The following is a 22,810-nucleotide window of genomic DNA, read 5'->3' on the forward strand; positions in this document are numbered from 1 at the left end:
CTCCCACCCCGCCAGCACCGCCTCCCGCACGCCGCTCCGGACCGCATCCTGCGGCACCCACCGCACCCGCCAACTCAACCTGGAGCACCTCTCTCGATCAGCTACGACAGGCTAAGTCAATAGGGAAGTCTTCGTGTCCATCACCGAGAAACGGTACGTCGACCTCACCACCGTCACCCCCGGCGCCGAGGCGCTGGAACTGTCCGCCACGACCGGCAAGCCCGCCGAGCTGGTGCAGGTGATCCTCGACTCCTCCGACAGCTACTTCCTCGCCACCGCGAAGGGCCCGATCATCGCCCGGCACCACCTGGGCTACCAGCTCACCTCCGCCGGGATCGACCGCGCCGGCGCCGAGGGCGCATGGCTGCTCCCCGCGGACCCCGACGCGTCCGCCCGCGCCCTGCGCGACGCGCTGGCCACCGCCACCAAGGCGGACGTCGCGGTGGTCATCGCCGACTCCGACGGCCGCGCCGACCGCCGCGGAGCGACCGTCATCTCCATCGGCGCCGCAGGCATCGCCCCCCTGCGGGTCTCCGAGCACGACGGCAAGCGGCAAGAGGAGACGTTGGTCGACCTGTTGGCGGCCGCAGCCGCGATCATCCTCGGACAACGCGGCCGAGGCGCCCCTGTTGCTGTACTACGCGGCATCTCCTACAACGGCAGCGACGAAGGCGTCTCGGCGATGCTCCACCACAGCGGTCTTCGCAAGCAGTAGGGCTGCGCGGCGATCTGCGGCGCCGGCGCCGCGGATCGCTAGAACAATGGTCCGCATGTCTTCATCGAGGTCAAACCGCGTGTTGGTCGTCCTGCGCGGGAACTCCGGTTCCGGTAAGTCCAGCGTCGCGCGCGAGGTGCGTCTGCGCTATGGCCACCGGGATCTGGCGATCGTCTCCCAGGACGTGGTCCGCCGGCAGATCCTGCGGGAGAAGGACGTGCCGGGCGGCGCCAACATCGACCTGCTGGACACCATCGCTCGTTGGAGCTTGCACCGGGGCTACCACGTACTACTCGAAGGCATCTTGGACAGCGGCCGGTACGGGGCGATGCTGGAGACGCTGGTCCGCGATCACACCGGGCCGGCCTTTATGTACTACCTGGACATCCCGCTTGCGGAGACCCTGCGGCGCCACGACACCCGTCCGCAACGCCACGAGTTCAGTGCCCAGGACATGACGTCGTGGTACCGCGCGCACGACCTTCTGCCAGGGGCCGGCGAAACGGTCATCAAGGCCGACCAGAGCCTGGACGCCACCGTCGCGCAGATCCAGGAAGACACCGGCCTCCGCACCCCTATCACCGGACGTATTCCCTGATCGCAGGGGCAGCGGCTGGAATCCGGCATGGCTCCGCCGATGCGGTAGGCAGACCGCAGGTTGGTCACGGCGAGTGAGGCGGGCGGCTACCCGAACGATTCCGGCGCCGTCAGAACGCTTGGACGCCGCGGTGTTCAGCAGGTCGCAGCGGGCGGTGGCGCGCAGGAGGAGGCAGGGCCTGGACCGCCGACGGTGTCGGCACCGGAAGGTGGGGCGGCCACGTCACGGGCAGAAACGATTTCGAGCCTCCTGGCCATGTGCGCCTCGGCTTCGTCGACGCCGCCCGCCAGATCAGCCATCGCCACTGCGACGGTCAGCATGACGTCGGCGAGTTCGTCCAGAACGTCGACTCTGGTCTTATGAATCCCTTTGCGTGGATTTCCACCAGTCATTCCGATGTAAGCTTCGGCGACTTCGCCAACCTCTTCGGCGATTTTCAACACGAGAGTTTGGGTCGGTACTTCAACAAGGTAGCCGGAGCGGATTCGGGCAGTATCGGCCCAGAAATCGTGGCACGGCTCGGCCCGTTCAGCGGTCGTCACACGTCGAGACTAGACGGTGAAAGAGCGCTCATCTCGACTTCCTCGAACATTTGATCGAGCAGATTCCAGTGACGGCAGAGCCTGGGCCCGACGATCCCGTAGGCAACCGGGGGGCTGGCACGCCGCGCGGAGCGCCAGCAGCTCGCGGTCAGGACGGGTCGTCGAACGTGGAGTTGCACGTGGAGTTGCACGTACTGTCGTTGTCCGAGCAGGTGTTGCCCCTGCCGTCGTCGGTCGGGGCAGTTCCCGCGGGCCGCCGGTGCTTAGGCGACGAGCACCCTCACGTCCAGGTCGAACTCGTCGAACTCGTCGACCTCGGCGGGCCGCTCGGCCAGCGCCGCGGCGCCGCCCCGGGTCTGGTCGTGGACCATCTGACCACTCTCCTCACAAAACGGGGGTTGCAGAAAGCCCCTGGTCGGCCGCGGCGGTCGCCGACTGCGGCCAGAAGATCAGAATTCGGCTGTGCGCCTTGTCCACGGCGCGCCCGGCCGGCAGCAGGTCATCGGACGTGCCGGCGGGGTAGATCCGGTACTGCGGGCCGGGGGCCCTGCGGTACTCCCGGCTCCAGACCCGCAGCTGCTCGGCCACCGACTCGGCGAGCCCGGCGGCGCCGGGACCGTAGGCGTGCACGCCGTACTCCAGCGCCTTGCGGCCGTCCTCGGTCGCAGGCCGGGTCGTCAGGTAGGCCAGGTTCCCGGCATCGTCGACCACAGCCATCGCGGCGTTGCGCGGCGCGACCACGCCGGTGTCGCGGTCCTGGTCCACCAAGACCATGCAGAAGCCGGGGAAAGCAGTGGCCAGCCACATCTGCAGGGTGTCCAGGAACTCGCCGAGGCCGATCAGAGCACCGCTCCACGCCTCCACGCGCGGGGTGTCGAACACGCCCTCCAAAAGGCCCGGGTCGAGGTCGGTCCCGTCGTCGAACCGCAGGGTGACCTCACCGCCACGCATCACCAGCAGCGTGGCCTGGTGAGCGCCGGCACCCTGCACGGCCACGAACCCGAACATCTTCGACGCCGTACTGACCAGGTAGCCGTCGGCGCGTTCGAAGGTGATGACCCGGTGCAGCCCGCGGATACGCAGCGCGGTGGTGAGGCGGCCGCCCTCGGCCAGCTGCGCCGGCCAGGCGGGCGGGATGTCCCACGCCCCCACGGTGACCAGGATCCGGTCATAGGGCGCGTGCGCGGGCACGCCCGCCTCCGCGTCGGCGAGAACGACGTTCACCCGTGAATACCCGGCCTCATCGAGCATCCGGCTGGCCCGGTCGGTCACATATGGGTCGATGTCGACCGTGGTGACCGTGCCGGCCGGGCCGACGAGCTCGGCGAGCAGCGCCGCGTTGTATCCGCCGCTGCCGATCTCCAGCACGTTCATGCCCGGCTCGATCGCCGCCTGCTCCAGCATGAACGCTTGGACGTGCATGTCGGAGACCGAGCTGAGCGCGTTGCCTTCCTGGTCTCTCTTGGTGACGACCGCCCGGAACGGCTCGTAGGCATCCCGCGGCGGCACCTCGGGGATGAACAGGTGACGAGGCACGGTCCGCATCGCGTCGGCGACGACGCCGGACACGATCGTCCCGTTGCCGATGAGTTGCTCCACGGCGCCCTCGCGCCAGGAGGCGATCTGGCCGCCGCCGGACTCGCCGGTTCCGATGCTGTCGCTGGACTCGGTCACGAACATTCCCCATCTGCTACTCGAGTGCGGTTTGGTGGATCCCAGCGCGCGGTCGAGGTCCAGCAGCTCCACATGGCGGACACCGCCGGCTCCTGACCCGCCCGTCAAAGCCTGTCCGAGATAGCCGGGCGCCGCCTCGCGAACCGCGCTTGCGGGCGCTCAAGAGTGCGAAAGGCACACCGGGTCGGGACGGTCTCGCTGCCAGCGTCCGCCGCTGGACACCCCGGTCGCGCATCTGGTGGGTTCCCGGAACCGGGGACCTGTTGCAGTGACGGGGGCCCGTGGGGCCGGGGCCCGCACGCTCGATCGGCCGGAGCCTCCATGTCGAGGGGCTGGCGGGCGCCACAAGCGGGAGGGAAGCCCAACGGTCCCTCAACCGAGCTGACCCGAGAGCACGGGGGCCCGGCTACGGCTCGTCCGGTGCGGAGCCGCCCTTGCGGCCGGTGCTCTTACTGGAGGCGCCGGGGGACCGCCGACTACGAGGGCGGGGCTTCGGTCTGGGCTCGGCCGGGGCATCGGCGGTGGAACCTGTTTCAGCGGCGGAGCCCGTGTCGGGACGGCGAGCGGACCGGGTGGCGTGGTTGAGCTCCTCCTGCAACCGATCGATGTGCTCGTGGAGCGCTTCGAGACGTTCGGCCGCCGCGACCCGCTCGCGGCGTTCGGTGTCCAGGGCCTGCTCGGCGCGGGTGGTGCTGCGGCGCGCTTCGGTCAGGGCCTGCTCAAGGGCCTGCTTCTCGCCGGCGTGCACGCCGGCGAGAAGCTCGCGGTCACGTTCTGCGTCGGCGCGGGCCCGGGTGAGCTGGGCGTCTCGTTCGGAGTTTGCGGCTTCGGCCTGCGCCCGCAACCGCTGCTCGGCTTCATCGCGGATCCGTTCGGTCTCTGCCCGCGCGGTGGCGACGTCCTCGGCCGCCCGCCGCTGCACCTCGCGCAGTTCCTGGTTAGCACGCTCCCGCTCGGAACGCAGATCCACCCGCATCTGCTGGCGCTCCTGGTCGGCGGCGTCGCGGACCCGGTCCAACTCGGCTCGCACATCGCTGACCTGCTGGCGAGCGCGCTCGGCGTCGGCTTGGGCGTCAGTGGCGCGCTGGTCGGCCTGGGCGGCGGCTGTCAATGCCTGGTCCCGCTCGGTCTGCGCGGCGGCAGCCTGCCGCTGAGCGGCAGTAACCCTCTCGTCAGCCTGGCGGCCGGCCCGCTCGACCGCCTCGTCGCGCTCGGCGCGCGCGGCATCGATCCCGGCCTGGGCGTCGGCCGCGGCCTGCTGGACCAGTCTCTCGGCCTTGGCACGGGCGGCGGCGGCGTCCTGCTCGGCGCGCTCAGCTCGCTGGTCACTGGCTTCCAGCGCCTGCCGAGCAGCCTCGGCAGCCTCCCAGGCGGCATCGGCCTCCTCGGCCGCCTCAGCCGCTCCGGCCTCGGCAGTGGACGCCCGAGCCTCGGCGCGGCGCTGAGCGGCCTCGGCGTCAGCGAGCTGGGTACGGACCCGGTGGACATCGACCTGGTCCAGATCCCCTCGGATCCGCCGCACCAGAGCCGGAACCTGCCGCACCATCTCCTCCAGCGCCGCCAGCGGGTCCTGCTCGCTCTCGGCTTCCCGCTCGGCTTCCCGCTCGGCCGCCGCCTCCTCGGGCGAGCCGTATCGGCGCGCGTTGTGGTACTTGGTCGCGTGCTCCGGGCTGCAGAACAGCCGCTTACGTCCCCGGCGGCCTTCGGCCTCCAGGGGGATCTCATTGAGGCATTCGGGCAGCTTGCAGACCCGCCTCACCGCGGCCTGCGCGAGCGTATCGGCCGTCGGCCGCGCACTCGGTTCCTTGTCCTGCTGGGGCGTCTCTGTCACGGACCCGAGTCTATCATCTTTTCTTTTCTGATCTTATCTTTTCCACTCGATATGAAAAGAAAATAATTTGGTACCGGTGATGTTGCAGGTCACTCGTAACGCTCCTCCCGGCGGGGCTCGCCGGGAAGGACGCGACGAGCAATTGAGTGGCGCGTGGCGATGGTGGCGTCTGTTACTGGTGACTCGTAACGTTACGAGTCACCAGTAACCCGTGGGGTTGCAGGAGAGGGAAGGGATCTCACGTCAATGGCTCGCTACGCGACGGATCCGCCGATGCCTCCGGTGGAGGAAGTGCTGCGGTGCGGGTTCGAGCCCTGCAGCCTGGTCTGGCGCCGCCTGTCGAGGCCGGGACCGACGCCGGAGTTCTGCAGCGATCGCTGCAAGCAGGCCGATTACCGGGCCCGGCTGCGGTTGCCGAACAAGCAGGCGCGGGCGGCGCATGTGGCCGCTCGCCAGTGCCGACGCCGGAAGTGGGAGCACTTCGAGCGTGAGGAGTGGCTGCGCTTCGAGCGCGACTTCCACGACCAGTCCGGCAGGTTCTTCAACGAGCCGCCCTGGGGGTCGGCCGGCATGTCGGTTGGGGAGGCCCGGGCGGCGATCTTCAAGCTGGCCGACACGGCCGACGACGGCAGCGTCTCAGTGGTGCGAGCATACCGGCGGGCGCTTAAGCGCTCTCATACCGACACCGCCGGCGTGTCGACCGAGGAGGCCAAGAAGCTGCTGGCTGAGCTGCAGAAGGCTCGACAGATCCTGGAGGACGCAGGGGCCTGGCCGTGACGCCCGGCCCCCAGCACTACAGCCGCGGCGATGGAAGCGGCCTTTGCCGACGGGCGTGAACGGGGCGGCTAGGTCATGCGGCGGGGTTCACGGCGGTGGGGGCGGTCGGCTCAAGCCGTTCAGTGCCTAGTAGGCGCAGCGGGTCGACGACGGTGCCAACGTCGAGCTGGTGCAGCGTGGCAGCCGCGAGCGCGGCGGCTTCCAGCCGGGTCGCTTCGATCATCCAGGCGCGGTCGTGGTCGGGTGTGCCGTCCGGCTGGCGAGGGTAGGCGCGAGCGGTCGCGGCGAGGCCGGGCAGCGTGGTCTGGTCGGCTGGGGCCCGGCGGCCGCGGACGCGCTTCTCGGGGCGGCTGAGTCTCATCCAGGCGACTTCGGCCGACCACCACCGGTGTACGGCCCGCTCAACTGCGTAGACCACCGCGCGGTCGACACTGCGGGTCCGATGCCGGTCGGGCAGCTCGCGCACGGCGTCGGCGACGTCGCGGCCGGTGCGCTGCCAACCGTGTGGTCCCTTGCAGACGAGTCCGTGTCGCGTCAGGCTCGCCAGGTGCTTCGCCGTGGTCGTCGAGCTGTAGCCGGTGATCCTCTCCATCTCCTGGGCGGTGCGGGGCACGTCGCGCACCGCTTGCAGCGTCCAGGCTGCATGATGACCAAGCATGCCCCATAGATCGGAGCGGACCTCCCCCAGTACGATCCGCAGACTGTCAGCCAACTGCCGACCCCCGCCCTTTACGCTGTAAAGATCGGCGCTTGGAAACCTCCCTAACCCCTCCGGGGGGCGGGCGTTCGCCCTTGTGTCAGACCCGCTATTCCCTATATCGGCAACCGACGAGGACATAGCGCATTCGTGCCGGTGGTGCGTGTTGCACACGTGGTCGGCGGCCAGGCCGAGCGTGCGGGCCTGGGAGCGGCGCCGGTCCGCCGGCGCCGCCTCGCACAGCCAGCCGTCGGCGATGAGTCGGCGCATCGCCTCGTTGGCGGTCTGGCGGCTGTAGCCGGTCATCAGCGCAGCGCGGCGGACGTCCAGCGACACCTCCAGCCGGCTCGCGGTCAACATCACCACGGCGATCGCTAGCAGCGTCGCTCGGTCGGCCGGGCCACTCGGCCGCGTCCACCGGCCGGTACCGGCGGCATCCATCCGCCGCAGCAGGTCCACCACCGCGGCGGTGACATCGGGCGCTGGGTCGCGCTCACCGGCGCCGCCCGCGGGCACCCTGGCGGCGGCCTCCACCGCCAGGTCCCACTGGCGCGCCAGCAACGCCGAGCGGTCCCAGCCCTCCCGCGCGACCCGAAGCGCGGCACCACCGCAGGACCGCGTGGTCCGCAGCCATTCCAAGCCCGGCGAGCGGTCCGGGTCGTTTACTAGCTGCACCACCGCGGCGTGCGTGAAACCGGCCAGCGCCAGACCCTTGAGCACTCGGAAGGCGTGCGCGCTGTGGTCCACGGCGGGATCGAGCCGGGCCTGCAGGGCCTGCTGGGTGGCCTCGCCCGGCGTTCGCAAGCCCAGCTCCAGCCGGAGCCGCCCGCCGGCGTCCCGGGCGATCGGCCGGACCGGCTCGCCGTGGCGGAAAAGACTGGGCGGTAGCCGCCGGATCCGGCCCGCGCCCGCGTGCCGAGGCTGGTGTTCTCCCACCCGGTGCGTTTGGCCGGGAGGGGCCGGCGTGGCGGGCCGCCGCGGAGGCATGCGGCCCGCGAGCTGTTCCAGCCGCTCGGCGAGTTGCTTGTAGGCCAGCAAGGGCGCACCCCGGCGCAACACCGCGATCGCCTCGTCCGGCGAATGCTCCAGCAGCCGGGAGTACCCGCCGTTGCGATGCGGGCTGCCCGGCACCCGCACACACCCCGTCGCCGGGTTGAGCAAAGGACCGGCATCCAGCGTGGGGCACAGCGGACGTCGCCCGTCCGCACCGGTCAACGCGGTGACGATCCGCTTGACCAGCGATGCGGGGATCTCATCACGGCACCGCGTCCACACGTGCCGGCCCGGCCCGGGACCCGAGGCAGCCTTCACCACAGGGATTCCGACGGCGGCGAGCTGCTCGGTCAGGAACTCGACGTCGGGCCCGACCAGCTCGGCGACGCCGTCCAGGTCGAACGCGCACAGCCGGAAGCTGCCGGCCGGGCGGCCACGACGACCACCAGGCCCCAGGTACATCGACACCGGCCGGGACGGCTCGACGTCAACAAGCGCGACCTGCTCGTCGTACTTGTTCGCCCACCCCCCCTCAACCAGGGGGTTGGCGACCCTCGCACGGCTTCTTGGCGATAGCGCCGTCAGAAACTGGGTAGCTAGTCGATGAGCCTCCGTTGTGGCAGGTAGGTGCGTACGTTGTTGCGCTGGCAGGGTCCGGGCGGCAGCGTCCGTGCCTTCCCGGCAATCCGGTGATACGGGACCAGACACGCCGGAAGAAGGCAATGGTCGACCCGCCCCTTGGCGGGAAGCTATAGTGAAGCCTCACAACCCAATAAGGGGCTGCCCCGCCCACTAGGTACGTGGACGGGTGACAGTCCGAGGAGATGGGCCCACCAGTCACGTGGCGTGGCAACCGAAGTGGACTGGGGCCCGACGGACTCTCGAGTGTTCTTCTGGCCCCGGTGCTTCCGGGGCCTCTCCTTTTGGAGCGTCAGCTCACCAAGGGCAGCTCCTGGCCTGGCTTCATCAGCTTCTGGAGGTCGGCCTCATACGACGCCCAGTCCAGCGGAGGGTCGTTCGGGCTGGTAGGCATGCGCTCGATGAGCACGATGAGAGCAGCGGCCATGCTGGGGCGCGGCTCAAGCCGGCCCAGAATTTCATGCAGCTTGTCCGCGGTACGAGGCGGAAAACAGATGCTGGTGCGCCAGTCTCGTCCGCATCCAGGCTCGTAGGTGCTCCGCCGCGTTCGTTGGCCTCGCGCGGTTCCTCGACCAGGCATGCGAAGGATCATGGCACACGACGCCTCGGATCGTTTATTTATCGAACGGCGTGTTGCGATGCTTGCCCGATCAGTGACCCGAGACGGCAGCCTCTAGGCGGCCGTCTAACCCAAATCGGCGGATACCGGCACATAGCGGTATCCGCCGATGGTCTCGCTTAGCGAGCGATGATGCCTCGTTCTGAGGCTGACCTGCAGCGACAGCTCTCTCTGTGGCGGCGGTTACATTGACCGGCCCATCGACACCGGGATGTCGAAGTAGGCGCCCAACGCCAGACGCACGAGGACGGACAGCTTCAGGTTGTGTCGTTTCGCCAGAGCCTGCAGGCTCGGCTTCCATTGGGGCGACAGCTGGTACTGGACCCGCACGTTGGATGGCTCGTTCCGCCTGGTTCGGCCGGGAGCTCGTTCGATCACCGCAAGGCCGGGGAACAGGCCGCCATCGTGGACTGGTCCTCTTGCTGCCCGGATGAGATCGGGGAACTGGTCCTGGGCTTGAAGCACGGCGTTCAGGACGATCTTCTCTGCGGAGAGGCCGGTCTGCTGCATCCGCTTGACTCTGGCGGCGATGCTGACAGGCACGTACGCCTGGTGGGTGACCTTCCCCGCGTGGATCCAGTCCGATTCGTCGTATCCGTCTGTGTCACGGTCCTCAGCGAGCGATGAATGCGGGTCGGTCGAGACCGTGGGCTCGTCGGCTGAGGGTACTGTCGCGCCGGCTAGGAGGGGCGGATCCGCCCGGAACTCGGCGTCCAATGGCGCACTAGGCGACGGCACCGTCCGTTCCCGGACTGGCGCAGGCTCCTCAGCCGTAGGTGTTCTCGTCGGCGCAGAGCTGGCGACCTCGCTGATCGGTTGAGGTGAGACCTTCGGGTCCTGCGACTTGACCTGTGTGGTCTCGAGGTCGGCTTCGGCCGCTTCTTCCGAACTTCCTGACTGCGCTGGTTCGACCTTCTGGACGGCAGGTTCTCCCCGCCCGGCGGGATCTTGCGAGCTGGATGCTCCGGCAGAGGCCTCGGCGATACGTGCGCCGCGGCGACGTCGACTCCGGCCCAGCCCTGCGGTGTCAGGTTTCGGAGGAGCCACCGGAGTGTTCCCCGCCGTCTGGGTGGTGTCGGTCATACCGCTGCCTCCTCCTCTTCTCGTTCGATCTCGGTGATGCGTTTGACGACTTCGACCGTCAGAGACTCGTAGTCTCCGCCGACGGCTTCAGCGCGATCGGTCGGGAGCACAGTGCCGGATTCCCCTCGGGCTTTCTGCCACCATTTGATCCCATCGGTAGCTTCGCCCACTTCAAAAGTGAGCTGGCCACGATCACGACACCGCACCGCAACCGTCTCGGCGGAGCGGATCACCGCGTCGAAGACGGGCGCGTCTGAGCCCGCCTCCTGCAGCAATTGCTCAAGGCGTCGACGAGTTTCTACCCATAGCCCTACCGGCCGCTTCTCCCCCGTTATCCGGTCCGTCCGGTACCGATGGGTGAATCCGAAAAGCACGGCCCCGAGCAACTCCAGGTCGGGGTTGAGGTCTTCGGTCGACTGGAAGCGGTGGGCGACCCCACCGAGCCCGTCGACTGAGGCCTGGTCTCCAGTGGAGACCGGGGTGAGCACCCAGCGAGCTGCGCCGAGGGCCAGCTCCTGCGGCTCCCTGGTGACCGGCGGACAGTCAATGACGATCCACCGATAGATATGAGCCAACTTGGCCAGCATGACCGCCAACGACAGCCAGGCGGCTCGTCCGCGCTTGTTGACTAGCGCAACCATCTGTACCGGGAGCTGCTCCAACTCCACGCCGCTGGGGATCACGTCCAAGAAGGGCCGGACATCCCTAATGATCTTCGGGTCTGTCCCGTACTGCAGGGCCATCGCCAGGGATTCGCCGTTGTCGTTGAGGGGGTGTCCCTTGACCCCCAAATCGAGCAATGTGTTGCCCTGAGAGTCCATTTCGAGAACCAAGACACGTCCGGCGTCCAGTCCTCGCTCAGCCTTATCCTGCTCTGCCTCAGCCAGCAGGCCGGCGACATGAGTGGTGACGCTGGTCTTGCCCTGCCCGCCCTTGCCGTTGAAGACCGCAATCACACGTCTGAGAGATGGCCGCAGAAGGTCTACCAAGGCGTTGAGCTCGGAGGGGCTGGTCCGTCCGCTGAACTGTTTCAGATCCAGGTTCAACAGCTGCTCAGGCGCTTGAACGACCATGACTGCGGCTCTCCCGTACCAACTACCCCGGCTTGCGCGGTCGACGTCAGGCCAGACCGCCTAGTAGCTCGCGACCCTAGCGCAGAGATCCCTTGCACGCCCATACCTTCGGTACGGCGTGTCGCCGATGGGGGGTCTGCTTCGACGCCCAACCCGACGCTGCAACGATCGACGTCCTTCACGACAGCTCGTGCACTGGGCTCAACGCATGATCGTTCGATCCGCCGCCCATCACTTCTTGCAGGCGCCCCCAAGGGTGATTCGCCAGCGGCCTCTTCGCTGAGCCGATCAGCCGACCCACAAGCGGGATTAGCCTTCGACCCTGCCTAGAGACAAGCGCGCATCAGGACGTTCACCCTTCCGCCTAAATGTAAGGAGGATCGTGCGTCAGTTATTTCAAGCAACCTATCAAGGAGTTTTGGCAAAGCATTACAAATCGGGCTATGCATGGAACTTAACTAAGTCGCTTACGGTAGCCTACTGCTAGATGTCTATCTAGCTATCGAAGCTAGCCTCATATTAGGCAGCGCTAGAGGCATCACATAAGTCGGCATCCATCTCTTCGCTTGCAGGCTATGCAAGAGACTTCCTCTAGCTCTAGATAGAAGCCTTGATCTAGGACTAACTCAGAGACTAGCTCAACGCTCTGAACTGGGAAAACATGACTCACGTCACGTTCAGCACCCGGGGTAGGCGTGACGTGACAACTGCATGTTGGTCGACTCGATGTCGTCCTGCGTTGGGACTTCTTGTTTGGGGAGCAGAGTCATGAGTGTCAGTACATGTCGTGGCTGAGATGGCACGGTGTTCGTCGCCGGATGACAGGTCGTGCTTGGATCAGGGTCACAGGCCGCATCTCTTCACCGTGATCTTCGGTGTCTGCGGGTAGTTCAGCGCAGTTCTGGTCGATTGTAGAAGGCCCGGGCGCGGGTCATCCGTTGCCAGCCGGAGCGGTGAAGCGGACGCCGCCGCTGAATTCGCTGCGGTAGGTGCCGCTGATGGTGGAGATCCTGACCCAGTCGCCGGTGTGGGGGGCGTGGATCATTTTACCGCCGCCGATGTAGATGCTGACGTGGTGGGAGACGTCGTCGGTGGGATGGGTGAAGAACATCAGGTCACCGGGTTGCAGCTGGCCGAAGGAGACGTGCTTGCCGTGGGGGTCGTTGAACTGGCTGCCGGTGAAGTGCGCGATCTTGATCTTGCCGCCGGTGGCTTGGGCGACGGCGTACATGGTCAGACCGGAGCAGTCGAAGGCTTTGCCGCACTTGCCGTAGGAGCAGGCGTAGCCGGTGGGGCCGTCCCAGTTGCCGGCGCCCCACTTGTAGGGGGTTCGCAGCCAGCGCATGGCGGCCTGGACGATCCGCTGGCCGGTGGGCCCGCCGGCGGTCAGGCCGGTGCCGTCGGGGCAGTCGGCGCCGGTGAGGGAGGCGTCGGCTGAGCCGCCGTTGGGGCCGCCGACGGTGAAGTTCCCGGCGGCGTAGCGCTGGGCGAGGGCCATGACCTTGGTGGCGTAGGCCTCGGCCTGGGGTCCGGAGCCGTTGTAGCGGCGGACGGCGGTGCGGGCGTCGGAGCGGTAGCCCTTGTCCTCGATGAGGATGCGGGCGGCGGTGGGGATGGCGTCGGCGGGGTCGTAGACGTCTTTGTGGCCGTCGCCGTTGCCGTCGACGCCGCGGCGTTGCCAGGAGGTTCCGGCGGCGCCGCCGATGCCGATCTGCATGGGTCCGGCGGCGCCGGCCCAGTTGGCGCCGTGCCGGACGCCGGAGCCGGGGTCGCGGCCGTGGTCGGATTCGACCTTGCCGATCGCTGCGAGAACGTTCCAAGGGATGGCGTAGTCGCGGCCGGTCTTCTGGTAGATGGCGAGGTAGTTGGCGGGGATGTCGCGTGCGTCGCCGGAGGCGGCGGGCTGCCCTGCGGTCGGTGCGCTGCACAGGCCGCCGCTGCCGATGAGGCTGACGGTCAGCACGATCATCAGCATCCACAGCAGCACGATCGCGGCGCCGACGGCGACGAGCTTGGAGGTCGCCTTGGACAGCATCGTCCCCCTCGACGCGGCCTGCTACCGGGCGCCCGGTGGCGGGCCGGGTGCCCGGTAAATCCCAGTAGTCAATTCCGGCAACTTGCGAGTAATTACATCACTGTATGATCTTCGGCACCATCGCGGCGATCACCCCTGAGGGAGGGCCATGGCGGACACAACCGTCCGCGCGGGCGTTGCGGATCTGGCGCTGCACCAGGCCGGACAGCCGGGCGGACATCCGGTGATGCGGCCGGTGACCGGGGCCGGTGACCATCCGGGATCCGCGGTGGGCCGACCGGGCTTAGTGGCGATCGGGACGCACGGTGGGGCGGGAGTTTCCACGCTGGTACGGCTGCTGGATCCCTCGCGGAGCGGGGCGGTGGTGGAGTGGCAGACCGGCATGGCGGCGGGCGCTGATCGCGTCCCGCTGTTGGTGGCACGTTCCACCGCGGCGGGGACTATGGCCGCGGCGGGGTGGATCACGCAGTGGCGTCCTGATCTGCCGCGTCCGGTGTTGGTGCTGGTCGCTGATGTGCCGTTCCGTGCGCCGCCGGTCGTCCGCTACCGGGTCCGTGCTCTGTCGTCCCAGGTCGTGGGTGTGGTCGAGGTGCCGTACATGTTCCTGCTGCGGCATTTTGACGATCCGGCCGATGCGCTGACCAACCGGAAGATCATCCGCGCCGTCAAGTCCGTGCACCGTCAGCTCGACAAGCTTTCCGGAGGATCGTGATGTTGCTGTCTGTCGCCGTACGCCTCACCAACGCCGCCGCGCTGGCGTTCGCCCCATCACCGGCGCCGTCTGGCGGGGGAGGCGGCAAGCTGGACGACCCTGCCCCGAAAGCGCCCAAGGGGCTGGAGGGCATCGCCAGCGACTGGATCGCGTGGGCCAAGTGGGGTGCCCTGGTGGCGGGCGTGATCGGCCTGATCGTCTCGGGCATCATGATGGCGATCGGCCGGCGTAACCGCTCCCATCTGGCGGGTGAGGGTGCGGCCGGTATCCCGTGGGTGGTGGCGGGGTTGTCGCTGGCGGCGATGGCGGTGCCGATCGCCAACCAGATCATGAGCGCGACGGGCTGATCGGCTGACGTGGCTTCTACGCAGCAGATCAAACGCGCCGTCGAGCGTCGCCGGCGGCGCACCTGGATGTTGTTCATCGCCGTCGGCCTGCTGGTGGTGGTGTTGCTGGTGTCGTTGCTGCTCGGCGGGACGGGTTCTGGCGACAAGGCGACGCCCAAGCCGACGGCCCCGGCGCCGGGCACCGGCGCGCCTGCGCCAGGCTCAACGGTGACGCTGCCGCAAGCCGGGCAGGTGATCGACCAGAAGTTCCCGGTGAGGTTCCCGCACACTCCGGCTGGCGCGGCCGCGGCGATGGCGGCGATGCTCAGCTCCACCTGGACGATGGACGCCGTCAGCAACGCCCAGGCCGCCGACGTCTACGCCCAGCCGCAGATTCGGTCGGTCGCGCGGCAGGCCGGTGCTCCGGCCGCCGCCGGTCTACGGCAGCGAGTCGGGTTGCCAGTGGGCGGGAAACTCCCCGAGGGCGCGTATGTGTCGCTAACGCCGACCGGGGTCCGCTGGAAGGTCCTCGGCCCCGACCGGGTCCAGGTCGCGATGATGGTGAACGTCTCCAGCGCCGCCAGCACCCAGAACCCGCCCGACAACTGGGTGCACACGATCGGCTCCGGGTGGGTGTGGGACAGCAGCGTCCGCGGCGGCGACTGGGTGTTCACCGGCGACGACGTCGACGCGATGGTCCCCGACATCGCCACTCCGGGCACGCCGCAGTTCACCAAGCTGGGTTGGCTGGCGATCGCGTCATGAACGCCCCGCTCCTCGGCCGGGTGCGTCGGGCGGGCGTGTTGGTCGCCGCCCTGACCATGGCGGTGCTGGTCGCGGTCCTGGCGGTCCCTGGCATCGCCGGCCAGGCGGCTGCTGATCCGGCTCCGACCCCGTCCTCGAGCCCATCGGCCACTGCGACACCCGGCGGGGGCCAGAACGGCAAGAACGACAAGAAGAACTGCTGGGGAAAAATCCCCAACCTTCCGGTTCCGATTCCCAACATCCCGAACCTGCCTGACTGCTCCCGGCAGGCCATCCACGAAGGGGCTCAGCAGGTGGCGGGGGCCGCGTCGGACGCTGTGCTCACTCCGCTGGCGAACGCGATCGCCAAAACGACGAACCAGCTGGTGTTGGTGACGGTGACGGGGTGGCTGCAGCTGCCCTCGATCCGGCTGACCAAGTCGGGCATCTACGTGCAGCCCGACCAGTCCCATGCCGGTAAGAAGCTGGCGAACGGGGGCTGCATCAAGCCGCTGCCCAACGCCACGCTGTCTCCCCAGGCCCCGGGGGCGGATCCGCCGGCTAGCGGTGACGGTTCGGGCGGAGGCGCGACCGGGGATGCGTGCTCGATAGACAGCCCGGCGGTCACCCAGTTCGCCAGCGCGAAGGTCCAGGCCGTGATGATCAGCGTGGGCACGCTGGTGGCGGTGCTGCTGCTGATCTTCCAGGGGATGCGCACCGCGTTCTCGCGGCGCGGCACCCACCTGATGGATGCGCTGCAAGGGCTGATGGTGATGGCCGTGATGGCGGCGATCGGCATCGTGATCCTGGACGGCCTGCTGGTGTTCTCCGACGTGCTGACCAAGGAGATCTTGCAGGGCTCGATGGGCGACGGGCTGAACAAGCGGGTCACGGCCATGCTGGGGCTGTCGGTGACCACGCTCGGGCCCGGCCCGGTCATCTTGTTCGGCCTGTTCGTGTTCACCGTCGGCTTGGTCCAGTTGGTCATGTTGTTCATCCGGCAGGCGGCGATCCCGGTGCTGGCGATGCTGATGCCGGTCGCGGCCGCCGGGCAGGTCGGCGGGCAGATCTCCCGCCAGTGGCTGATCAGGTTGTGGACCAGCCTGTTCGCGATCGTCTTGTACAAGCCGCTGGCGGCGCTGATCTTCGCGGTGGGGTTCCTGGAGGTCAACCAGGGTCAGGGGTTCTGGGAGATCGTCCGCGGCCTCACCACCCTGGTGTTGGCGATCATGGCGCTGCCGACGCTGATGAAGATCTTCCAGCCGATCGTCGGCGCGGCGGTGTCGATCGGCGAGCACAACGTGACCCTGGCGGGGTTCATCGGCGGCATGGGCGAGGCCGGGGGGATCATGAGCAACCTGACCGGCCGCGGCGGCGGCGCCTCGGGCGGCAACGGTCAGGACGGTGACGCCGCCCCGGCCAACCCGCAGTCCTACCTGGGCGGCGGCCTGGGCGGGCGCGGCGGCGCCGAGGCCGGGGCCGGGGCTGCCGGAGGCGGTGCCGCGGCCGCGGTCCCGGCGGCCGGTGCGGCGCTGGCGGTCGCCGAGACCGGCGAGAAGGTCGGCGACCGCGTCGACCAGGCGGTCGCCAAGGGCGCGGACGCGTTCGTCGGCGGCGACGGCCAACCGGCCCCGCCGACCGCGGGGACGGGGCTGGGCGGGTCGAGCACCTCCGGTGACGACCGCGGCGCCGGTCCCGGCGGCGACCACCGAGACGACCCGCGTGACGATCCCCGCGATGTGGGGTTGGACCCGGGCCGGCAGCCGACCGACCAATGGCAGCACGAGCGGCACGACCGTGAGGGGGATGGGCGTTGAGCAGCGGATACGGCGACTGGCGGGTATCGCGGTCGATCGGGCTGGGCGGGATGGACACCCGCCAGACCGTGATGGTCGTCGCGTCGGTGATGGTGCCGCTGCTGACGTTCTCGGTCGCCGGGGTGGTGCCGGGGCTGGTGGTGGCGGTCCCGGCGGTGGTGGTGCTGGCGCTGGCGGTCACTCGCCGCAGCGGGGTGCTGGTGATGGACCTGGCCATCGCGCGGGTCCGCTGGCAGCGGGCGCACTGGCGCGGCGAGACCTCCTTCAGGGGGCAGGTGTTCGCCGAGCTGCCCCGGGCGTGGGACCTGCCGGGCGTGCTGGCGCCGTGCAAGCTGGTGGCGGTTGAGGAGCCCGGACGCGGCCCGGTCGGGGTGGTGTGGAACCAGGCGAGTGGGTTGATGTCGGCGACGGTGCTGCTGTCCCCGGCCGGGGCGCTGCTGAACGACCTGTCGACCATCAACTCCCAGGTGTCGGCGTGGGGGAACCTGCTGGCCTCGCTCGCCGACGACGAGACGATCCGGCATGCGGCGGTGACGATCGAGCTGGTGCCCGAGGCCGGCACCCGGCTGGCCGACCACGTCGCCGGACGCGCCGACCCGGACGCGCCCCAGCTGTCCAAGGACGTGCTGGACCAGCTGGTGGCCGCCGCGCCGCGCGGCGCCTCCCAGGTCCGGGCCCGGCTCACCTTGACCTGCGACCCGGCCGCCGGCGGTGGCAAACCCCGCTCTGCCGCCGCGTCGGCGGCCGAGGTCGCACGGATCCTGGGCGGGCTGTCGATCAGCTCGGCCGGCGCGGACGTGCTGCGCCGCGCCACCCCCGCCGACCTGGTGCGGATCGTGCGGACCGCGTTCGACCCGGCCGCCGAGGCGGCGCCCGCCACGGCGTGGGATCTGGAGTGGGCGGACGCGGGACCGGTCACCGCCGAGGACCGGCTGGACCGCTACGAGCACGACGGCGCGCACAGCGTCTCCTACGTGCTGCTGGCCGCGCCCCGCCAGCGCGTCGCGCACGACGTGCTGTTCCCGCTGTGCAAGCCGGGCAAGTTCCCGCGCCGGGTGACGATCGCCTACCGGACGCTGTCGCGGGACGAGGCGGGCCTGGTGCTGGAACGCGAGGCCAACGTCGCCGCCGCCCGCGAGTACGCCCGCAAGAAGTCCAGGCGCGATCCGACCGCGCGGGAGAACGCCGACCGCGACCGCGCGCTGCGCGCCGCCCGCCAGGAGGCCCGCGGCGCCGGGCTAGTGCAGTTCGCGATGTACGTCACCGCGACCTGCAGCGACCCGGCCGAGCTGGACGACGCGCGCCGCGAGGTGGAGCGGGCGGCGGGCGACTCCAAGCTGAAGCTGCGGGTCGCGCGCGGCGGCCAGGCCGCGGCGTTCGCCGCCGGTCTGCCGGTCGGGATCTTCCCGCCCGACGCCTGACCCGGGCCGCGTCTGTTCGACGTCCACTCCCGCCCTCGATGCCCGACGGAGGAACCGCAGAGTGCGCAGAAAGAACCGCCGTCCCCTCATCGACGAGGCCCTCACCGCCGCCCCCGCCCGCACCGGCCGCAAGAACCGCCCATTGACCGGGCCGGCAGCCGCACCGGCAGGCGGGCTGACGGGCGGGCTGACGACCGCGTTGCCGACGGCGCCGGACGGCGCCGCCGGACTGGGGCAGAGCAGCGATGACGAGCCGGTGGCGCTGCACCGGCGGGTCATCGCGCCGCGGCGCGGATGGCGGGGCCCCGCCGGCGGCCGCGCCGCCCACGTCGAGGCCGGGTCGGTGTATCTCGGCACGACCAGCGAGGTCGCCGGGCTGTTTCCGTTCTTGCAGGCCAGCGGCTTGCCGGCGGAAGGCGTGCCCATCGGGCCGGATCTGTTCTCCGGGGAGATGGTGTGCCTGGACCCGGCCGGATGGGTCGGTACGCTCACCAGCAACCCCGGGGTCTGGATCCAGGGCCAGCCCGGCGTCGGCAAGTCGGCGTTCGCCAAGCGGATGTGCCTGGGGCTGGTCGGCTACGGCTACACGATGCTGTGCCCGGGTGACGTCAAAGGGGAGTACCGCGATCTGGTGACTGCGCTCGGCGGGCAGGTCGTGCGGATCGGCCGCGGCCTGGACCGCATCAACCCGCTGGACTCGGGGCCGCTGGGCCGGATGCTGACCACCCTGCCCGCCTCCGAGCAGGAGCGGCTGCTGGCCGAGGTGAACGCGCGCCGCTCCGAACTGGTGCACGCGCTGCTGGCCACCACGCACGGCCTGGGGCGCCGCCCCAGCGCGACCGAGTCCACCGCGCTGACCACCGCGATCCGGCTGGCGGTACAGGCGTCCCCGGGCGTGGACCCGACCATCCCCGACGTGGTCGCCACGCTGCGGACCCCTCCCGCCGAACTGCTGGACAAGCTGCTGGCCTCCACCAGCGAGGAGTACATCGCGCTGACCCGCGAGCTGATCGCGGCGATGGAGAACCTGTGCGACGGTCCGCTGGCCGGGCTGTTCGACGCGCCGACCTCCACACCTTTGGACCTGGCGGCCCCGGCGGTCAGCGTGGACCTGTCGGCGCTGCTGACCGCCGGGGACACCGTGGTCGCCGCCGGGCTGCTGGCGACCTGGGCCTACTCCTACTCCGCGCTGGACACCGCGCGGGCGTTCGGGCTGGCGAACCGGCCGGTGGTGCTGCCGCTGGACGAGCTGTGGCGGGCGCTGCGCGCCGGCCCGGGGATGGTCGATGCGATGGACGCCATCACCCGCCTCAACCGGTCCAAGGGCGAGGTGTCGTTGATGCTGACGCACTCGCTGGGGGACCTGCAGGCGCTGCCGACCGCCGAGGACCGCGCCAAAGCGGTCGGGCTCATGGAGCGCTGCGACACCACGGTGCTGGCCGCGATGCCCTCCTCCGAGCTCGCGCGGTTCTCCGGCCAGAAACCGCTGACCGACCGGGAGCGGCAGCTGGTCGCCTCCTGGGCGGCGCCGACCGCCACCGGCGTGGACGGCACCACCCAGATCCACCCGGGCCGCGGCCGGTACCTCATCAAGATCGGGCACCGCGTGGGGATCCCGGCCGCTCTTGAACTCTCCGATGCCGAGCGGACCCTCTACGACACCGACCAGGCCGTTCGGCGGCAGATGAAAGAGACGACCACCTGAACGGCCGGCCGGTGGCGGGCCGGACCGGGCAGGCGAACGCACCAGCAGCAACCGAAGCGGGCAGGTGAGGAACCGGTGATGGGGGACAGGCAACCACGCCAGGGCGGCGGCGACGTCGCACCGTGGCTGATCCTGGGCGTGATGGGCGCCGGGCTGGTCGCCCTCGCGGTGATCTGGACCGGCGGCACCCTGGGCGCCGTGCTCACCGGCGGCGGCTGGCATCCGCCGCCGTTCTCCCTGCACACCCTCGTGCTGTTCTTCACCGGCGGCCCGCCCGCCCTGTGGCCGCAAGCGCCCGCGGCCGGGCCCGTCATCGGCATGCTCGTCCTGGTCGCCGTCGCCATCGCCGCGGCGGCCGCCGCGGTCCGCAAGATCGGCTGGCGGCGGCGCCCGGACCACGGGATGGCCGACGCCCGGCAGATGGCCGAGCTCACCGCCAAGGGCATGCAGGAGCGCGCCCGCGTCCTGCGCCCCGCCCTGGCCACCAGCGCGGACCGGCTCCCGGGAGAGCAGGTCGGGATCCGGCTCGGTGACCTGCAGCCGTCCGGGCCGAGCCTGTACGCCTCCTGGGAGGACACCCTGCTGGCGCTGATGGGCCCCCGCTCGGGCAAGACCAGCGCGGTCGCCGCCCCCACCATCCTGCGCGCCCCCGGCCCCGTCGTGGCGACCTCGCTGCGCGAGGACATCTACACCCTCACCGCCACCGCCCGCGCCCGCCGCCACGGCCCCGACGGGAAGCCCGCGCAGATCTGGGTGCTGGACGCCTCCGGCACCACCTTCCTGCCGCGCGACTGGTGGTTCGACATCCTCGAGCGCGCCGGTGAGTTCGAGGGCGGCTACCGGCTCGCCGGGCACTTCATCTCCCTGCTGGGCGATGCCGACCGCGTCAACTCCGACTTCTGGCTGTCGTCGGCGCGCGCGCTGCTGACCGGCATGTTCATGTCAGCGGCGCGTTCACGACGTCCGGTCTCCGACGTGCTGCGCTGGCTGGGCAACCCCGCCGACACCACCCCGCTGGACGCGCTGCGCGGCCACCCGCTCGGCACCGACCTGCGCAGCCGCATGGACGCCGCCGTCGAAACCCGCGACGGCATCTACCAGACCGCCCGCGAAGCGGTGTCCTGCCTGCTCGACCCCGACATCCTCGCCTGGATCACCCCGCCGGACCCCGGGGAGGCCGACCGGTACCGCAAGTTCCAGCCGGACCGGTTCGTCGCCGGCGTCGACAGCCTCTACCTGCTGTCACGCAAGGGCACCGCCTCGGCGGCCGGGGTCGTGGCCGCGCTCACCGACGCGGTGCTGCGCGCCGCCGAACGCCGCGCCGACCGATCCGCCGGCCGGATGGACCCGCCGCTGACCGTGCTGCTGGACGAGGCCGCCAACATCGGCCGCATCTCCGACCTGCCCGACCTGTACTCCTACATGGGCGGCAAGGGCATCAGCCTCACCACGATCATCCAGAACTACCCGCAAGGCGAGTCGGCCTGGGGCAAGACCGGGATGGCCGCGCTGTGGAGCGCCTCCACCATCAAACTCATCGGCGCCGGCATCGACGACCCCCGCCTGGCCGAGGACCTGTCCAAGCTGATCGGCGAGCGGGAGGTGATGGTCCGCAGCGTCTCCCACGGATCGGGCCGCTCCACCAGCACCTCCCCGCAACTGCGCCGCATCCTGCCGCCCGACAAGATCCGCGCCCTGCGCCGCGGCGACGCCGTCCTGTTCGCCTCCGGTCATCCGGTCGCGCCGCTCACCCTGCGCCCCTGGTACCGCGAGCCCGACGCCCCCGACCGCCAAGCCGAGGTCGCCGAACAACGCCGCCGGCTCCAACACCGCGCCGAGCAGCTCACGCGGACGGCCGAGCAGGACGCACGCAACGACCACACTGACGCCGACGCCGACGGCAACGCCGGCGCGGCCGTTCGTTTCGACCCCGACCTGCAGGGCGTCGATCCCGCCGACACGGTCCTGAGGATCCGAGACCGGGCAGCGGACCGGCGCGGATCGCCCGGCCCCGGGCACAGCCCCGCCGACGATGACCCCTGGCCGCCCGCCCCGCCGCCACCTCCCCTGCGGCCCTCCGACGGGCAGGAACTGCCGGGGCAGTGGTCGTGAGCGACAAGAGCGACACCGACCCGGACCCGCTCTCCGAGGAGGTCAAGAACCTCCAAGCCCAAGTCCGCGGGCTGAAAACCCAGCTCGGCGAACTCCGCAGACAGATCGACGAGCTCACCACCGACCCGCAGCTGCTCACCGCACCCTTCACCGCGCCGCCTGCCGCGCCAGCGCCACCGCCGCAGCAGGGCGGCCCCGGGCAGGGCGGCAGCCACGGCACCGGCAGCGACCAGCAAGAAGGAAACCGGCAAGAAGAGGAACAGGCGCCGCCCCCGCACATCTACTGGGAGAAAGAAGACAGGGACGCCCGCCTCAAGGCCATGCAAGACCTGGCCCACTGGGTCGAGACCTACTTCTTCCCCATCTACGTCGCCGGCCGCGGCGTCAAACCGGTCACGCCCTGGTGCATCCGCTGGTGGCTGCACCCCGAGGCCGTCGCCCGGCTCGAAGCCCTCTACTGCGCATGGACCGAGCAGGTCATCTCCCCCAAGGCCAAGCTCACCGGCCGCGCCACCTGGATCACCACCTACCTCGACCCGATCATGGAACAGCTCCGCTCACCCACCGGCCCGTTCATACGCTGCACCACCGACCCCGACCGCCCCCAGCACACCGCACCCGAGCACGTCCCCGCCGAGAACTACCCCGGCCCCTGACCGCGGCGCGCGGACCGAGCCCGGTCCCCGCGCGACCAGGG

The 22,810-nt window shown here is 70.0% G+C and carries 18 protein-coding genes; 11 read left to right on the forward strand and 7 right to left on the reverse strand.

The features are described 5' to 3' along the window. Positions 1-133: 133 nt before the first annotated feature. The gene (locus J4709_RS45900) at positions 134-715 is read left to right on the forward strand and encodes a coenzyme F420-0:L-glutamate ligase (protein ID WP_307802096.1); all 582 of its coding nucleotides are present in this window, start codon (positions 134-136) and stop codon (positions 713-715) included. Between the two features lie 79 nt (positions 716-794). Next, entirely contained in the window at positions 795-1,313 is a 519-nt protein-coding gene (locus tag J4709_RS45905) for an AAA family ATPase (RefSeq protein ID WP_307802097.1), read from the forward strand. Positions 1,314-1,447: 134 nt separating this feature from the next. Here J4709_RS45905 and J4709_RS45910 read toward each other — a convergent pair whose 3' ends face one another. From J4709_RS45910 to J4709_RS45920, 3 genes are all read right to left on the reverse strand, one after another. After that, on the reverse strand, positions 1,448-1,855 hold the full coding sequence (locus tag J4709_RS45910) for a MazG-like family protein (protein ID WP_208251792.1): 408 nt from the start codon (positions 1,853-1,855) through the stop codon (positions 1,448-1,450). A 384-nt stretch (positions 1,856-2,239) separates the two neighbouring features. Beyond that, positions 2,240-3,529, reverse strand: a complete 1,290-nt coding sequence (gene fxlM, locus J4709_RS45915) for a methyltransferase, FxLD system (RefSeq protein WP_307802098.1) — start codon at positions 3,527-3,529, stop codon at positions 2,240-2,242. Between the two features lie 406 nt (positions 3,530-3,935). Continuing rightward, the gene (locus J4709_RS45920; RefSeq protein WP_208251794.1) at positions 3,936-5,360 is read right to left on the reverse strand and encodes a coiled-coil domain-containing protein; all 1,425 of its coding nucleotides are present in this window, start codon (positions 5,358-5,360) and stop codon (positions 3,936-3,938) included. Between the two features lie 246 nt (positions 5,361-5,606). On the opposite strand from J4709_RS45920, the gene J4709_RS45925 reads away from it, so the two are divergent. After that, positions 5,607-6,137: a J domain-containing protein gene (locus J4709_RS45925; RefSeq protein ID WP_208251795.1), complete on the forward strand. Its 531-nt coding sequence runs from the start codon at positions 5,607-5,609 to the stop codon at positions 6,135-6,137. Positions 6,138-6,210: 73 nt separating this feature from the next. On the opposite strand, the gene J4709_RS45930 is transcribed toward J4709_RS45925, so the two are convergent. From J4709_RS45930 to J4709_RS45945, 4 genes are all read right to left on the reverse strand, one after another. After that, positions 6,211-8,295: a hypothetical protein gene (locus tag J4709_RS45930; RefSeq protein ID WP_208251796.1), complete on the reverse strand. Its 2,085-nt coding sequence runs from the start codon at positions 8,293-8,295 to the stop codon at positions 6,211-6,213. A gap of 973 nt (positions 8,296-9,268) precedes the next feature. Next, positions 9,269-10,168 (reverse strand): hypothetical protein, encoded by a 900-nt coding sequence (locus tag J4709_RS45935; protein WP_208251797.1) that lies wholly within the window; start codon positions 10,166-10,168, stop codon positions 9,269-9,271. After that, positions 10,165-11,241 carry a ParA family protein gene (locus tag J4709_RS45940; protein ID WP_208251798.1) on the reverse strand — a complete coding sequence of 359 codons (1,077 nt, stop codon included), beginning with the start codon at positions 11,239-11,241 and terminating at the stop codon, positions 10,165-10,167. The genes J4709_RS45935 and J4709_RS45940 overlap by 4 nt, the downstream gene beginning before the upstream one ends. Positions 11,242-12,172: 931 nt before the next feature. After that, positions 12,173-13,276 carry a C40 family peptidase gene (locus J4709_RS45945; RefSeq protein ID WP_208251799.1) on the reverse strand — a complete coding sequence of 368 codons (1,104 nt, stop codon included), beginning with the start codon at positions 13,274-13,276 and terminating at the stop codon, positions 12,173-12,175. Between the two features lie 148 nt (positions 13,277-13,424). On the opposite strand from J4709_RS45945, the gene J4709_RS45950 reads away from it, so the two are divergent. The 8 genes from J4709_RS45950 to J4709_RS56000 all read left to right on the forward strand — a co-directional run bounded on the left by J4709_RS45950 (position 13,425) and on the right by J4709_RS56000 (position 22,769). Next, a complete protein-coding gene (locus J4709_RS45950) occupies positions 13,425-13,988 on the forward strand; it encodes a hypothetical protein (RefSeq protein ID WP_208251800.1) in 564 nt (187 codons plus the stop codon). Continuing rightward, entirely contained in the window at positions 13,988-14,335 is a 348-nt protein-coding gene (locus J4709_RS45955) for a hypothetical protein (protein WP_208251801.1), read from the forward strand. Before J4709_RS45950 ends, J4709_RS45955 begins: the two co-directional genes overlap by 1 nt. A 9-nt stretch (positions 14,336-14,344) precedes the next feature. Further along, positions 14,345-15,079: a hypothetical protein gene (locus J4709_RS45960; RefSeq protein ID WP_208251802.1), complete on the forward strand. Its 735-nt coding sequence runs from the start codon at positions 14,345-14,347 to the stop codon at positions 15,077-15,079. Next, on the forward strand, positions 15,076-16,875 hold the full coding sequence (locus J4709_RS45965) for a hypothetical protein (RefSeq protein WP_208251803.1): 1,800 nt from the start codon (positions 15,076-15,078) through the stop codon (positions 16,873-16,875). The genes J4709_RS45960 and J4709_RS45965 overlap by 4 nt, the downstream gene beginning before the upstream one ends. Beyond that, positions 16,872-18,296, forward strand: coding sequence for an SCO6880 family protein (locus tag J4709_RS45970; RefSeq protein WP_208251804.1), 1,425 nt, complete (start codon positions 16,872-16,874; stop codon positions 18,294-18,296). Before J4709_RS45965 ends, J4709_RS45970 begins: the two co-directional genes overlap by 4 nt. Before the next feature lie 61 nt (positions 18,297-18,357). Continuing rightward, positions 18,358-20,001 (forward strand): putative type IV secretion/conjugal transfer ATPase, encoded by a 1,644-nt coding sequence (locus tag J4709_RS45975; protein ID WP_307802099.1) that lies wholly within the window; start codon positions 18,358-18,360, stop codon positions 19,999-20,001. A 78-nt stretch (positions 20,002-20,079) separates the two neighbouring features. After that, on the forward strand, positions 20,080-22,113 hold the full coding sequence (locus J4709_RS45980) for a type IV secretory system conjugative DNA transfer family protein (RefSeq protein WP_208251805.1): 2,034 nt from the start codon (positions 20,080-20,082) through the stop codon (positions 22,111-22,113). Then, positions 22,110-22,769 (forward strand): DUF4913 domain-containing protein, encoded by a 660-nt coding sequence (locus J4709_RS56000; protein ID WP_208251806.1) that lies wholly within the window; start codon positions 22,110-22,112, stop codon positions 22,767-22,769. The genes J4709_RS45980 and J4709_RS56000 overlap by 4 nt, the downstream gene beginning before the upstream one ends. The last annotated feature ends 41 nt before the right edge of the window (positions 22,770-22,810 follow it).

The sequence above is a fragment of the Actinomadura violacea genome, from assembly GCF_017573465.1.
GTDB classification, from domain to species: domain Bacteria; phylum Actinomycetota; class Actinomycetes; order Streptosporangiales; family Streptosporangiaceae; genus Spirillospora; species Spirillospora violacea.